This is a genomic window from Aeromicrobium senzhongii (genome assembly GCF_014334735.1).
In the GTDB taxonomy this organism is placed as follows: Bacteria; Actinomycetota; Actinomycetes; order Propionibacteriales; family Nocardioidaceae; genus Aeromicrobium; species Aeromicrobium senzhongii.
The window spans coordinates 268,618-281,623 of record NZ_CP060587.1 but is presented as its reverse complement, the minus strand read 5'-3'; the positions used below and the strand labels follow the sequence as shown (position 1 = coordinate 281,623).

Sequence of the window (13,006 nt, the reverse complement as noted above, 5' to 3'; positions counted from 1 at the left end):
TCAGCGTGCGCGGCGGTTCCACTCGATCGCCGGGCAGGTGTCCATGACCATCGGCACGCCGGCGGCGATCGTCCGGTCGAACGCGGCCTCGTCGATGACTCCGAGCTGGAACCACACGGCCTTCGCCCCGATCTCGACCGCCTGGTCCGCGAAGGGACCGGCCTGGTCCGAGCGACGGAAGACGTTCACGACGTCGACCGGGAAGGGCACCTCGGCGAGCGTGGCATAGCCCTGCTCCCCCAGCACGGTCGGAGCGTCGGGATGGATGGGGACGATGCGCTTGCCGCGGCGCTGCAACAGCTGGGCGATCGAGTACGCGGTGCGCGACGGGTTGGGCGACAACCCCACCACGGCCCAGGTCTCGAGCTCGTCCAACATCAGGGACACGGCCTCAGGGTCCTGCCAGTCGGTCATGGCCCGAACGTATCCCGACGCGCCCGGATTCGCCGCCGGACGCCCTCGCACCGGACGTCCGTATCCTGAGTCCGTGACGACCGTCCTGACCTACGGCACCTTCGACCTGTTCCACATCGGCCACCTGCGCCTGCTGGAGCGTCTGTCCTCCATGGGGGACCGACTGATCGTCGGCGTCTCCACCGACGAGTTCAACTCCGGCAAGGGCAAGAGCACCGTGGTGCCCTACGCCGACCGTGCCGAGATCGTCGGCGCGATCAAGGGCGTCGATCTCGTCCTGCCCGAGGAGTCGTGGGAGCAGAAGCGTCGCGACATCGTCGAGCACCAGGTCGACCTGTTCGTGATGGGCGACGACTGGACCGGCAAGTTCGACGACCTGTCCGACCTGTGCCGGGTCGAGTACCTGCCGCGCACCAAGGGCATCTCGACCACCGGCCTCAAGGAGATGCTGCGGGTCCTGGACCCGAGTCACATCGAGGAGATGCAGGAGGCGCTCGGCGTCCTCTCGCGGCTGCTCGACCACTACCGCGACCTCAGCTGACCGCCGCCTCCCGAGGGTTGGCCGGGGGCGTCGCCGGCCCCGGGCAGCAGCCAGCTCGAACGCCGTCCGCTCGCCGTCGGGGAGCACGAGGTAGCCACCGAGATTTGCTCTCATTTCCACCTCTCACCGCGGTTGAAAGGTGGAGAAAGGAGCAAATCTCGGGAGGGCGGGGTCAGATCCCGTACTGGAACTCGACGGTCATCCAGCCGAAGACCCAGAACCCCAACGCGCACCACAGGACCCCCGCGACCGCCAACAGAGCTCCGCGGCGCCCACGCGCCGGGCGGTCGGGCGTCGCCGCCCACTGCACCGCGCGCATGACGAACGGCAGTAACAGGAACAGGACGGGCATCAGCAGCAACCGCGGACGCGCGTGCATGATGCCGTTCGAGCCCAGCACGCTGCCGGCGACGAGCACGGCCGTCAACCAGACCTGCCACGGCAGCCATCCCCGCAGCAGCGGCCACAGCGAGGCCACGCACAGGGCGAACACGAACACGATCATCCAGCTCGACAGGACGTAGGCGACGGCGTTGTGGTCACCCAGGTCGCGGACGACGGGGTGCTCACGGATCCAGGTCCAGCTCCCCGCGCCGAAGTCGAACTGGGAGTTCCACCCCCGTTCCTGAGCGGCGAAGTACCCGCCGATGTCGGCGACCTGCCGGTCCGCCCAGCCCACGTAGGCCGCGATGCCCAGGCTCCCGACGACCGGGGCTGACACCGCGGCCGCCGGGAAGGGGGCGCGCTTCCTGGCCCACGTCCACAGCTCGACGGCGGCCACGGCGCACAGCATCAGGAGCACGGCGACCACGGTGAGCCGGGTCAGGCCGGCACACAGGGTCAGCATCCCGGCGGCGAGGAAGCGCCGCCGTAGCACCATCACCAGGGTCCACACCACGCAGGCGCTGAACAGCGCCTCGGAGTAGGGCATCCAGTAGATGAAGGCCATCGGCGCGCCGAAGGCCAGGACGCAGACCGCGACCGCCATGGCCGCCTGCGCCCTGACCGACACGACCCGGCGCGGCACCGGGCCGGAGCGCTGCCAGACATCCACGGCCAGCCGGGCCAGGCCCCAGGCGAACACCAGCGATGCCGCCGCGGACACCACCAGGGCCCCGGCGAAGGCCGCGTTCTCACCACCGAAGACGGCGAACGGCGCCGAGACGATCCTGACCAGCACCGGGTACCCCGGGAAGAAGGCGACGGACTGCCACTGCACCAGCTCCCGCGGATCCGGCGACACCGAGAACCCGAAGTAGCCGAACTCGGCGATCTTGGTCATCCAGCCCGCGTCCCACTTGATCATGACGTCGTGGAGGCTCTTGTCGTTCTGACCTGCCCAGCCGGCCAGTGCCCACACCTGGATCAGTCCCAGGGTCGCGGCCGTCATGATCGCCGCGCCCGGGACGGCGGCCCGCTCGACCGGGGAGACCCGCCGTGCCTCGCGCGAGGGTTCGGTCTCCTGCGACTCGTCCGCGAACGTCAGCGCCATGGTTCTCCCTTGCTCGTCCCGGAGCGTGCGGTCCGTGCTCGCAAGGCCGGGCGACACGTGCCGACGCCGAGGATACGGGCGCGACGGCGCGGGCGGAAGGCGCCGCGAGACGCTCGCGGGACGACGAGAGGCCGGGACCCCAGGGGGTCCCGGCCTCTCGTGTCGTCAGCTCAGATGGCGACCGCGACGTCCGCGACCGAGCCCTTGGCGGCGACGACCTGCGAGTCGACGACCTCGGCACGCGGCGCGAGCGTGCGCAGCGTCCAGGTGCCCGGGGCCGCGAAGAACCGGAACTGACCGGTGGCCGACGTGGGGACCTCGGCGGTGAACTCGCCGTTGCGGTCCAGCAGGCGCACGTACGCGTTGCCGACCGGCTGCTCATCGCGCAGGACGACGCCCTGGATGACGGCCTGGTTCGTCACGTCGACGCCCTCCAGGCTCGGTCCTCCCTTGATCGCTCCGCACATGTCAGGCCTCCCCCGGCTCATCGCCGACCGCGACCGGCACGCCGCGCAGCGAGCCGTACTCGCTCCAGGAGCCGTCGTAGTTCTTGACGTTCGGGTAGCCCAGGATCTCGCTCAGGACGAACCACGTGTGCGAGCTGCGCTCGCCGATGCGGCAGTAGGCGATCGTGTCCTTGCCCTCGTCGAGGCCGGCGTCGGAGTAGAGGGCCTTGAGGTCCTCGTCCTTCTTGAAGGTGCCGTCGTCGTTCGCGGCCTTGCTCCACGGCACGTTGCCGGCGGTGGGGATGTGGCCACCGATCTGCGCGGCCTCCTGCGGCAGGTGCGCGGGCGCCAGCAGGCGTCCGGCGAACTCGTCGGGGCTGCGCACGTCGATGAGGTTCTGCGTGCCGATCGCCGCCACGACCTCGTCGCGGTAGGCGCGGATGTCCTCGTTCGGCTCCTGCGCCGTGTACGTCGTGGCCTCGCGGGTGACGGTGTCGGCCGTGAGCTCGCGGCTGTCGAGCTCCCACTTCTTGCGGCCGCCGTCGAGCAGGCGCAGGTTCTGGTGACCGTAGTACTTCAGGTACCAGTAGGCGTACGCGGCGAACCAGTTGTTGTTGCCGCCGTAGAAGACGACGGTGTCGTCGGTGGACACGCCCTTCTCGCTCAGCAAGTGCTCGAGGCGGTCCTTGCTGATGAAGTCGTGCCGGACGCCGTCCTGCAGGTCCTTCTTCCAGTCCAGCTTGATCGCGCCGGGGATGTGGCCCTTGTCGTAGGCCTCGGCGTCCTCGTCGACCTCGATGAGGACGACGCTCGGATCGTTCAGGTGGTCCTCGACCCAGTCGGCGGTGACGAGTGCGGTCTCGCGGCTCATGGTGTTCCTTTTCCTCTGCGAAGTGATGGTGGCGACGGTTGGCTCAGGCGCTCAGGCCAGGGTTCTGGCGAGGCGGCGGGTGGTCAGGTAGAGCTCGCAGCCCAGGCACAAGCCCGTGGTGGCGTTGAGCAGGGCGGCGACGAACGCGAAGCCCACGGCGACGAGTCCGACGGTGGTGGCACCGGCCAGCAGGGCGACCAGTCCGACCAGCGCGAACGTCAGTCCGACGGCCTGGGCGAAGCGCGAGGGCCGCACGTCCTCGGTCCGGTCCGGTGCGCCGATCCGCGGCCGGACGACTGCGCGGAACAGCCAGGACCACGGCGAGGCCCCCAGCGAGACGAACACACCCAGCGCGAAGACGACGGTCTGCGCGCCCAGCACGATCTCGCGGGCCGGCGACGGCGTGACGAGGACCAGAGCCAGGACGGCAGAGGTCAGTGCCGCGCCGAAGCGGAGCGCACGCGGGTCGACCACGGTGTCGTGGGACATGGAGGTTCTCCGAACAGGAGTGAGGGGCTGACGAAGGCGAACGAGGGCGAGACGGTCAGCGCATACGACACAGCGCCGAACGCGTGCGGCAGTTGTCCACCGCGCGTCGTCGGGTCAGGTGTGTCGTGAACATGGCGTCAGACTAGGGCCCTCGCCGGACCCGACCCCGCCTGAATCTCACTCTGCAAGACAGGTGTCCGCATGGCGAGATGGCCACGCGGGTGGGACGTCAGCGCGAGAACGCGCGATCGAGCGCGACCAGCACCTGATCGCGGGTGGGAGCACCGGAGGCACGCTCCACGACCCGGCCCTGCGCATCGAGCACCAGGACGGTCGGCGTGCGCAGCACGTTCATCCGTCGCACGAGATCCAGCTGCGCCTCGGCGTCGATCTCGACCGCGGCCACGCCGGGGACCAGGGACGTCACCTGGGACAGCACCTGCCGCGTCGCACGGCACGGCGCGCAGAACGCACTCGAGAACTGCACGAGCGTGGCCCGCTCCCCCAGCGGCACGCCGAGGTCGTCGGGATCGAGCCGCTCACCGTCGTCCTGCGGGTCGGCGGCAGCCACCGAGAATCGCCCGTTCTTCCAGCGCATGAGCAGCGCCGCCGCCCCGGCGACCACCACCGCGCCGATCAGCACCTGGACCCCGGTCATCTCGTCTCCTCCCGGCCGTCCCGGCCGTGTCACACCGATGTGACGTCGTTCGCATTCTGCGCCACCGTCGTCACAGCCACGTCACATGAAGTATGGTCGACGCAGCAATGAGGCTTCGATGAACACCATGCGTTCATCGGGGCCTCGACGTGTATAGGAGGCCAGTCACGTGTCCCACCTGCTGCTGCTGACGAAGAGCACCCAGTCCTCGGTCGAGGTGCTGCCGTCACTCGCCCTGCTCCCCCACCACGTCAAGATCCTCCCCGCGGAAGCCAGCGCGCTCATCGACGCACCGACGTGCGACGCCGTCCTGGTGGACGGGCGCCACGACCTGGCGCAGGTGCGCAGCCTGACCCGCGTGATCCGCACGACCGGCATCGAGTGCCCCCTCATCCTCATCCTCACCGAGGGCGGCCTGACCGTCGCCGCCGCCGACTGGGGCATGGACGACGTCATCCTCACCACGGCCGGCCCCGCCGAGCTCGAGGCCCGCCTGCGTCTGGGCATGGGCCGCGTCGCCGCCGAGGGCGACAAGTCCGACGACGACACCCACATCATCAGCGCCAGCGGCCTCGTGGTCGACGACGTCACCTACACCGCCAAGCTCGACGGCCGCGTCCTGGACCTGACGTTCAAGGAGTTCGAGCTGCTGAAGTTCCTGGCCCAGCACCCGGGCCGCGTCTTCACCCGCCAGCAGCTGCTGCAGGAGGTGTGGGGCTACGACTACTTCGGCGGCACCCGCACGGTGGACGTGCACGTGCGTCGCCTGCGCGCCAAGCTCGGCCCCGAGAACGAGACGCTGATCGGCACGGTCCGCAACGTCGGCTACCGCTTCGTCTCGCGTCGCGAGCCCGGTGACCGCGCGGCCGAGCGCTCCGCAGAGCGTCAGAGCGACGCCCGCCAGCAGGTCAGCGGCCGAGCCTGATCGCCGGCTGACCGCGCCGCCGGTCAGCCCAACGTGGGGATGAGCTCCTCGAGGTAGGCCACGGTGTCCTCCCAGCCCTCCACCGCGTGGCAGGGCACCCCCAGTGCCAGCACCGGGTAGTCGTTGCCGTCCGGATCGAGCCGATCGCCGACGAACAGCATGTCGTCGAGGCTGATCCCCGTGGCGTCCGCCAGCTGCTTCATCCCGTAGGCCTTGTCGATCCCGCGATGGGTGATGTCGACGGACGTCGACCCGCCCGATCGCACCTCGAGGTCGGGCAGCTGCGCGGCGACGGCGTCACGCAGGGCGCTCTTCTTCGTACCGTCGGGATCCCATGCGGTCTTCGCCTCGATCGGCGCCTGTTGGCCCAGGGCCGAGAAGGTGATCTGCGAGCCACGGTCCTCGAGGATGTCGCCCCACGTCTGCGACTCCCAGAGCCCGAGCCGCTTGGCCTCGGCCTCGACGGCCGCCAGGGCGCGGTCGCGCTCGTCCTGCGTCAGGGCGTGCGCGTAGACCGTGACGATCTCGTCGCCGCGGAGCCGGTAGTACTGCGTCCCGCACGTCGGCAGCAGGTGGATCCGCTCCTTCACCTCGTCGGAGGCCTGCGGCAGGCGCTCGACGATCTGGGTGCGGAACTGCGTCAGCTGACCGCCCGAGATGACCGCGACCTGGACGCGTTCGGCCAACTGCACCAGCAGTTCGCCGATCGGCTCGGGGATGGGGCACTTGGACGGCGCGAGCGTGTCATCGAGATCGAAGGCGACGAGTTGGGGTCCGGGCACGCGAGGGAGTCTACTGTTGGGGCCATGCGCCGTCTGCACAACATGACCCAGGCGTACGACTGGGGCTCGACCAGCGACATTCCGCGTTTTCTGGGGCGCACAGGATCAGGTGAGCCCGTCGCCGAGATGTGGCTCGGCACCCATCCCCTGGCACCGTCACAGATCGAGACGCCCACGGGACTGAGGCCGCTCTCCGACGTCGCCGGCGAGGTGCCGTTCATGCTCAAGATCCTCGCGGCTGAGCAGCCGCTGTCGATCCAGGTGCATCCGGGTGCCGCCGAGGCGCATGAGGGATTCGAGCGCGAGGAGGCCGCCGGCATCCCGCTCGACTCGCCGCAGCGGGTCTTCAAGGACCGCAACCACAAGCCCGAGATGGTCTACGCGCTGAGCACCTTCGACACGCTCGTGGGCTTCCGGCCGACGGCCGAGATCCTGCGCGTCTTCTCGCAGCTGGACTCGCCCGCGATCAACGCCGCGTCGGCGACCCTGCGCGCCAAGACCGGCTTCAAGGGCATCGTCCGCGTGCTCGAGAACCTGCTGATCGCGCCGCCGCCGGCCGCCGAGATCGCCCAGCTGGTGATCCAGTGCAAGGCCCTGGTCCACGACGGCGTCGACATCAAGCGCGCCTACAGCACCGCCGCGATGATCGCCCGCCACCACCCCGACGACGTCGGCATCGTGGTGTCCCTGCTGCTCAACCGGTTCACCCTGCAGCCCGGCGAGGCGGTGTTCCTGGGCACGGGCGTCATCCACGCCCATCTGTCCGGCCTGTGCCTGGAGGCCATGGCCAACTCCGACAACGTGCTGCGCGCGGGCCTGACCCGCAAGGCGCTCGACCCCGACGGGCTGATCCGCTGCCTCGAGGCCGGCATGTCGCGCGTCGCGCGCGTCGAGCCGGGTTATCCGTCCTTCTCGACCGAGGTCTACCACCCGGCGGTCGAGGAGTTCGCGCTCGCGGTCACCCAGGTCTCGCCCGCCGATCCCGACGGCGTCTCCCTGATCTCGGCCACCCACTCGATCATCATGTGCATCGGTGGCGGCGTCCAGGTGCTCAACGAGCAGGGCGAGAAGATCTCGCTCAGTCGTGGCGAGACCATCTACACGGACGCCCAGGACGGCGAGCTCACGGCGGTGGGGACGGGCGAGGTCGCCCAGATCTACCTGCCCGGACCGAACACGCCGGACTCCGAGCTCAAGGACCTCGTCGGCCACCGACCGGTCCGCGCCATCCCCTGATCGGACCACGGCGATGGATGTTCGATTCGTGGCAGGTGTCACCGTCATCACGAGCGACCCGGCACAGGACCAGCGGCTCTTCGCCGAGACCCTCGGACTGCCGTTGCGGCCTCCCGTCACCGACCCGGACTCCGAGTACGTCTACTCCGAGGAGGTCGCGGGCACCAAGCACTTCGGCGTCTGGCCCCTGCGCGAGGCCGCCCAGGCCTGCTTCGGCCAGGACACCTGGCCCGACACGCACCCGGTTCCGCAGGCCACCATCGAGTTCGAGGTCGACGACGTCGAGAACGCGGCCCGCGAGCTGACCGATCGCGGCTACCGGCTCGTGCACGAGGCGCGCACCGAGCCCTGGCAGCAGGTCGTGGCCCGCTTCCAGTCGGCCGACGGCCTCCTGATCGGCGTCTGCTTCACGCCGTGGATGCACGACGACCCAGCGGCGCCCTGACCGTCAGAGCAGATCGTCGCGCCCGGCGTCCTTGAGCAGAGCGACGACGTCCTTGACCCGCTGCGACTGCGCCAGGTCGAGCACCAGGACCGCGTCGTCGGTCTGCACGACCGCGACGTTGCGCAGGCCCAGGACGGCGATCTGCACGCCCTCGCGACCGCGCGCCACGCCGTCGGCGTCGACCCACAGCACGTCGGGCGACGAGCCCAACGGAGCGATCGAGGCGAAGTCGCCCAGGTCGTCCCAGCCGAAGGGCGCGGGCACGACGGCCATGCCGCCCTCGGCCGCGACCGGCTCGGCGACGGCGTGGTCGATCGCGATCTTCGTCAGCGTGGGCCAGGTGCGGCCCAGCTCGGCCACGAACGCCGGGGTGCCCCAGGTCGCCGCGATCGCCCGCAGTCCGGCCGCCAGCTCGGGCTGGAACCGGGCCAGCGAGTCCAGCAGGACCGAGGCGCGGGCGACGAACATGCCGGCGTTCCAGACGTGGTCTCCCGAGGCCAGGTAGCCGCGGGCGGTGTCCTCGTCGGGCTTCTCGACGAAGCTGCGCACCGCGCGCGCCGACGCGAACCCGTCAAGCGCATCGCCCGCGGCGATGTAGCCGAATGCGGTGGAGGGCTCGGTCGGCTCGATCCCGATCGTGACGATGTAGCCCTCCTCGGCCACGGCGATCGCCTCGCGGACGGCCTCGACGAAGCGGTCGGGGTCGGGGATGCGGTGGTCGGCCGCGAACGAGCCCACGATCGCGTCGGGATCGGCCCGCTCGATGATCGCGGCGGCCAGGCCGATGGCAGGCATCGAGTCGCGGGGGGACGGCTCGAGCAGCAGGTTGACCAACTCGGGCAGCTGCGCGGCGATGGCGCTGCCGTGGTCGGCACCCGACACGACGTGGATGCGCTCGGTGCCCGTGAGCGGCAGCATCCGGTCCCAGGTCTGCTGGATCAGCGTCCGGCCGGTCCCCTCGAGGTCGAGCAGGAACTTCGGCCGGGCGCGGCGCGACAGCGGCCACAGGCGCGTTCCCGCCCCGCCGGCGGGGATGATGGCGTGGAAGGAGGACACGGCGGTCACTGTAGTGGTCCGCCGTGCGCCACGGAATCGATGCCGCGACCCCGTCACCGCCATACTGGGTGCCGTGTCCCGCCTGACCGCACGTGAGCTGATCGACCTCGTCCTCGACCCCGGATCGTGGGAGTCGTGGGACGAGCCGGTCGACCACGACGTCCACCCCGAGCCCTACCGCACCGACCTGCTGGCCGCCGCCGAGCGTGCCGGCACCGACGAGTCGGTCATCACCGGCCGGGCGCTCATGCGCGGCCGCCCGGTCGCCGTGCTGGTCAACGAGTTCCGGTTCCTGGCCGGATCGATCGGGCAGGTCGCCGCCGACCGGATCGTCCGCGCGGTGCGCCGCGCGACCGCCGAGGGCATCCCCGTGCTGGCCACCACCGCCTCGGGCGGCACACGCATGCAGGAGGGCACGCCCGCGTTCGTCCGCATGGTCGACATCTCCCGCGCGCTGATGGACCACAAGGCCGCCGGACTGCCGTACCTGGTCTACCTGCGCCACCCCACGACCGGTGGCGTCTTCGCCTCCTGGGGCTCGCTGGGTCACATCACGATCGCCGAGCCGGGCGCGCTCGTCGGGTTCCTCGGCCCGAAGGTCTACGAGCTGCTCAACGGCACACCGTTCCCACCCGGGATCCAGACCTCCGACAACCTCGCCAACCGCGGGATCATCGACGCCGTCGTGATGCCCGAGGAACTGCCCTCGATGGTCGACACCGCCCTGTCGATCCTCATCGACCCGCCCACGGAGTCCAGCCGGTCGCGGCGGCCCGCGGCCACCGCGCGCCGACACGACACCTGGGACTCGGTCCTGCTGACCCGCACCCCGGACCGGCCCGGTGTCCGCGAGGTCCTGCGCTGGGGCTCGGACGTGATCATCCGCCTGCAGGGCACCGAGCGGGGTGAACGCGACGCGGCGATGATCGTCGCCCTGGCCCGGATCGACGGCGAGCCCTGCGTCGTCATCGGTCAGGACCGCACCACCCAGAGCCGGATCAAGCCGATGGGCCCCGCCGCCCTGCGCGAGGCGCGGCGCGGGATGCGGCTGGCGAACGAGCTGGGGCTGCCGCTGGTCTCGTTCATCGACACCCCCGGCGCCGAGCTGTCGCCCGAGGCCGAGCAGGGCGCGATCGCCGGCGAGATCGCCCGGTGCATCAGCTCGATGTCGACGATGCGGGTCCCGTCGGTCTCGGTCCTGCTGGGACAGGGTTGCGGCGGGGGCGCGCTGGCGCTGCTGCCGGCGACCCGCACGATCGCCGCCGAGAACTCCTGGCTGTCCCCCCTGCCGCCCGAGGGCGCCAGCGCGATCGTCTTCGGAGACGTCGACCATGCGGCGCAGCTGGCCATCGAGCAACGCATCAGTGCCTTCGACCTGCACGAGTCGGGGGCCGTCCACCACCTCGTTCCCGAGCCCGACGACGACGATCCGGAGTCGTTCGCCCGGGCCATGGCAGCCGAGGTCGCCCATCAGCTACGAGTCCTGCGGGAGCACCCATGAGCCTGATCGACCTGGCCGACCTGGCCCGCGCCGCCGACGGTGTGGCTCCGTTCAACGAGGCGACGACGATCGCCCTGCGCGACGGCGCCCCGCTGCGGCTCGAGCGCTATGACGAGGTCGTGGGCGCGGTCGCCGTGGGTGACGCCCCCGTCGAGTTCGTGGTCCACCCGCGGTACCGGCGCCAGGGCCGCGGCCGTGCCCTCGTGGACGATCTCGTCGAGCGCGGCGAGACGCGCTTCTGGGCCCACGGCGACCTGCCGGGCGCGCAGGCGTTGGCAGCCTCCGCCGGGCTGCGCGCGGCGCGAACGCTGCTGGTCCTCTCCACGACGGACCGCGGCGTGCCCGAGGTGCCGGTCCCGGCCGGCGTCACGCTGCGCTCCTTCACCGAGGCCGACGCCGACGCGGTCGTGGCGGTGAACGGACGTGCCTTCGCCCACCACCCCGAGCAGGGCGCCATGGACCGGGCCGACTTCGACCGGCGTCGGTCCGAGTCCTGGTTCGACCCTGCGGGGCTCTTCGTCGCCGAGCGCGACGGGCAGGTCGTCGGCTTCCACTGGACGAAGGTCGAGGACGGTGTCGGGGAGGTCTACGTCGTCGGGGTCGACCCCTCGGCGCACGGCGGCGGACTCGGCAAGGCCCTGACCGCCATCGGGCTGCGGCACCTGTGGGACAGCGGCGTCGGCGAGATCGACCTCTACGTCGAGGGCGACAACGACCCGGCCCTGGCGGTCTACCGCCGGCTCGGGTTCACCGAGAAGGCCCGCGACGTCCTCTACGCGGCCGACTGAGTCAGACGAGTCCGCGCTGCAGCTCGGCCGCCAACCGCCGGACGGCGGCGGGCGCCGCAGTGCCGTAGCCGACCATGGTGGCGAACCCGTGGATCAGTCGCTCCTCTCGGACCGACGTCACGGGCACCCCGGCCGCACGGAGCGCTTCGGCGTACGCCTCGCCCTCGTCGCGCAGGGGGTCGAAGCCGGCCGTGACCACGTGGGCCGGCGGGAGGTCCTCGAGGCTGCCCTTGATCGGCGAGATCCGGGGATCCGAGCGATCCTCCCCACGCACGAGATAGGCGTTGTCGAACTCGTCCATCAGGGCGTCGGTGAGGAAGAACCCCTCGGCGAACTCGCGGCGGCTCTGCGTGACGCTCGTGAAGTCGGTGACCGGGTAGACCAGCAACTGGAACCGCGGGGACGGGCCGCCCGTGCGCACCATCTCCTGGGCGACGACGGTGGCGAGGTTGCCGCCCGCGCTGTCGCCGCCGACCGCGATCCGGTCGGGGTCGATCGCCAGCCCGGAGGCGTTGCGCGCGATCCACGTCCACGCCTCGACGCAGTCGTCGACGGCGGCCGGGAACGGGTGCTCGGGCGCGAGCCGGTAGTCCACCGCGACGACGCGCACCATCGCCTGCTCGGCCAGGAACCGGCACAGCGAGTCGTGGCTCTCGAGGTCGCCCAGGGTGAAGCCGCCGCCGTGGAACCAGACCAGGGCCGGCGACGGTCCACGCAGGTCGCGCGGCGTGTAGAAGCGCATCCGGATCGGGCCGCCGGCGCCGGCGATCTGCCGCTCGGTGACGGCGCCGATCGGCTGGTCGCCGCCGACGAGCCGATCGGCCCGCGCGAGGTCGCGACGCTGGCGACTGATCGGAGTCGCCGCCGGGTCGGGGTTCTCGAACCGCATCAGCGTCAGCATGGCCTGCATGTCCGGATGCAGGGTCAGGTCCTGGCGGCGGATCGGGGCGCCGAAGACGATCCTCTTGAGGGGGAGCGGAGCGGCTCCCACCGCGGCCACAGCAGCACGTCGGACCCGCCTGGAGACGCTCATGGGGGCGAAGGTAGCAGCCCCGTGTGACGCACCCGCAACGCAATCGGCGTGTTCACCGGGCGGCCCGGCCCGTGATGGCGCATCATGAAAGCCAGTTCGCCCCGTCATGCAGGCGAACGAGAGGAACGCCGATGAGCCACGCAAAAGCCATCAAGGTCGACCCGCGCGAGCCAGAGCCCGATCTGGCAGCGCCCCTCGGCGAGACGCCCGTGGCCCGACCGGGCTTCCGCCGCTCGATGGTCCTGCTGGTGCTGCTCTCGGTGCCGCTGTGGGCCGTGATCATCGGCGGTGGCTATCTGGCGGTCCGAGCGCTCGGCTGAGTTCACGCG

At 71.0% G+C, this 13,006-nt stretch carries 16 protein-coding genes; 7 read left to right on the top strand and 9 right to left on the bottom strand.

Going from position 1 to position 13,006, the window contains the following annotated elements:
- Positions 1–414, bottom strand: coding sequence for a CoA-binding protein (locus H9L21_RS01410; protein WP_154595990.1), 414 nt, complete (start codon positions 412–414; stop codon positions 1–3).
- Between the two features lie 73 nt (positions 415–487).
- On the opposite strand from H9L21_RS01410, the gene H9L21_RS01405 reads away from it, so the two are divergent.
- Positions 488–955, top strand: coding sequence for an adenylyltransferase/cytidyltransferase family protein (locus H9L21_RS01405; protein ID WP_369412432.1), 468 nt, complete (start codon positions 488–490; stop codon positions 953–955).
- A gap of 172 nt (positions 956–1,127) precedes the next feature.
- On the opposite strand, the gene H9L21_RS01400 is transcribed toward H9L21_RS01405, so the two are convergent.
- From H9L21_RS01400 to H9L21_RS01380, 5 genes are all read right to left on the bottom strand, one after another.
- Positions 1,128–2,447 carry a putative hexosyltransferase gene (locus tag H9L21_RS01400; protein ID WP_222865817.1) on the bottom strand — a complete coding sequence of 440 codons (1,320 nt, stop codon included), beginning with the start codon at positions 2,445–2,447 and terminating at the stop codon, positions 1,128–1,130.
- A 170-nt stretch (positions 2,448–2,617) separates the two neighbouring features.
- Positions 2,618–2,914 (bottom strand): DUF1416 domain-containing protein, encoded by a 297-nt coding sequence (locus tag H9L21_RS01395; RefSeq protein ID WP_154595992.1) that lies wholly within the window; start codon positions 2,912–2,914, stop codon positions 2,618–2,620.
- A gap of 1 nt (position 2,915) precedes the next feature.
- On the bottom strand, positions 2,916–3,764 hold the full coding sequence (locus H9L21_RS01390) for a sulfurtransferase (RefSeq protein ID WP_154595993.1): 849 nt from the start codon (positions 3,762–3,764) through the stop codon (positions 2,916–2,918).
- Positions 3,765–3,815: 51 nt separating this feature from the next.
- Complete coding sequence (locus tag H9L21_RS01385) at positions 3,816–4,253, bottom strand: DUF4395 domain-containing protein (protein WP_154595994.1); 438 nt, start codon at positions 4,251–4,253, stop codon at positions 3,816–3,818.
- A 229-nt stretch (positions 4,254–4,482) separates the two neighbouring features.
- Entirely contained in the window at positions 4,483–4,911 is a 429-nt protein-coding gene (locus H9L21_RS01380) for a TlpA family protein disulfide reductase (RefSeq protein WP_154595995.1), read from the bottom strand.
- 169 nt (positions 4,912–5,080) lie between these two features.
- On the opposite strand from H9L21_RS01380, the gene H9L21_RS01375 reads away from it, so the two are divergent.
- Complete coding sequence (locus H9L21_RS01375) at positions 5,081–5,836, top strand: winged helix-turn-helix transcriptional regulator (protein WP_187411688.1); 756 nt, start codon at positions 5,081–5,083, stop codon at positions 5,834–5,836.
- 23 nt (positions 5,837–5,859) lie between these two features.
- On the opposite strand, the gene H9L21_RS01370 is transcribed toward H9L21_RS01375, so the two are convergent.
- Complete coding sequence (locus H9L21_RS01370) at positions 5,860–6,618, bottom strand: HAD-IIB family hydrolase (protein WP_187411687.1); 759 nt, start codon at positions 6,616–6,618, stop codon at positions 5,860–5,862.
- A 24-nt stretch (positions 6,619–6,642) separates the two neighbouring features.
- On the opposite strand from H9L21_RS01370, the gene manA reads away from it, so the two are divergent.
- Positions 6,643–7,854 (top strand): mannose-6-phosphate isomerase, class I, encoded by a 1,212-nt coding sequence (gene manA, locus H9L21_RS01365; protein ID WP_154595997.1) that lies wholly within the window; start codon positions 6,643–6,645, stop codon positions 7,852–7,854.
- Positions 7,855–7,882: 28 nt separating this feature from the next.
- Positions 7,883–8,299 (top strand): VOC family protein, encoded by a 417-nt coding sequence (locus H9L21_RS01360; protein ID WP_222865816.1) that lies wholly within the window; start codon positions 7,883–7,885, stop codon positions 8,297–8,299.
- A gap of 3 nt (positions 8,300–8,302) precedes the next feature.
- On the opposite strand, the gene H9L21_RS01355 is transcribed toward H9L21_RS01360, so the two are convergent.
- Positions 8,303–9,355 (bottom strand): mannose-1-phosphate guanylyltransferase, encoded by a 1,053-nt coding sequence (locus tag H9L21_RS01355; RefSeq protein WP_255467128.1) that lies wholly within the window; start codon positions 9,353–9,355, stop codon positions 8,303–8,305.
- A 73-nt stretch (positions 9,356–9,428) separates the two neighbouring features.
- Here H9L21_RS01355 and H9L21_RS01350 point away from each other — a divergent pair, with 73 nt between their 5' ends.
- The gene (locus H9L21_RS01350) at positions 9,429–10,856 is read left to right on the top strand and encodes a carboxyl transferase domain-containing protein (protein ID WP_222865815.1); all 1,428 of its coding nucleotides are present in this window, start codon (positions 9,429–9,431) and stop codon (positions 10,854–10,856) included.
- Entirely contained in the window at positions 10,853–11,644 is a 792-nt protein-coding gene (gene mshD, locus H9L21_RS01345) for a mycothiol synthase (RefSeq protein WP_154596001.1), read from the top strand. The genes H9L21_RS01350 and mshD overlap by 4 nt, the downstream gene beginning before the upstream one ends.
- Before the next feature lies 1 nt (position 11,645).
- On the opposite strand, the gene H9L21_RS01340 is transcribed toward mshD, so the two are convergent.
- The gene (locus H9L21_RS01340) at positions 11,646–12,677 is read right to left on the bottom strand and encodes an alpha/beta hydrolase (RefSeq protein ID WP_154596002.1); all 1,032 of its coding nucleotides are present in this window, start codon (positions 12,675–12,677) and stop codon (positions 11,646–11,648) included.
- Positions 12,678–12,808: 131 nt separating this feature from the next.
- On the opposite strand from H9L21_RS01340, the gene H9L21_RS01335 reads away from it, so the two are divergent.
- The gene (locus H9L21_RS01335) at positions 12,809–12,997 is read left to right on the top strand and encodes a hypothetical protein (RefSeq protein ID WP_154596003.1); all 189 of its coding nucleotides are present in this window, start codon (positions 12,809–12,811) and stop codon (positions 12,995–12,997) included.
- The last annotated feature ends 9 nt before the right edge of the window (positions 12,998–13,006 follow it).

Bases quoted from the DNA above. Each gene is read 5' to 3' on its own strand.
- H9L21_RS01410 (WP_154595990.1), bottom strand. From the start codon at position 414: ATGACCGACTGGCAGGACCCTGAGGCCGTGTCCCTGATGTTGGACGAG.
- H9L21_RS01400 (WP_222865817.1), bottom strand. From the start codon at position 2,447: ATGGCGCTGACGTTCGCGGACGAGTCGCAGGAGACCGAACCCTCGCGC.
- H9L21_RS01395 (WP_154595992.1), bottom strand. From the start codon at position 2,914: ATGTGCGGAGCGATCAAGGGAGGACCGAGCCTGGAGGGCGTCGACGTG.
- H9L21_RS01390 (WP_154595993.1), bottom strand. From the start codon at position 3,764: ATGAGCCGCGAGACCGCACTCGTCACCGCCGACTGGGTCGAGGACCAC.
- H9L21_RS01385 (WP_154595994.1), bottom strand. From the start codon at position 4,253: ATGTCCCACGACACCGTGGTCGACCCGCGTGCGCTCCGCTTCGGCGCG.
- H9L21_RS01380 (WP_154595995.1), bottom strand. From the start codon at position 4,911: ATGACCGGGGTCCAGGTGCTGATCGGCGCGGTGGTGGTCGCCGGGGCG.
- manA (WP_154595997.1), top strand. From the start codon at position 6,643: ATGCGCCGTCTGCACAACATGACCCAGGCGTACGACTGGGGCTCGACC.
- mshD (WP_154596001.1), top strand. From the start codon at position 10,853: ATGAGCCTGATCGACCTGGCCGACCTGGCCCGCGCCGCCGACGGTGTG.
- H9L21_RS01340 (WP_154596002.1), bottom strand. From the start codon at position 12,677: ATGAGCGTCTCCAGGCGGGTCCGACGTGCTGCTGTGGCCGCGGTGGGA.
- H9L21_RS01335 (WP_154596003.1), top strand. From the start codon at position 12,809: ATGAGCCACGCAAAAGCCATCAAGGTCGACCCGCGCGAGCCAGAGCCC.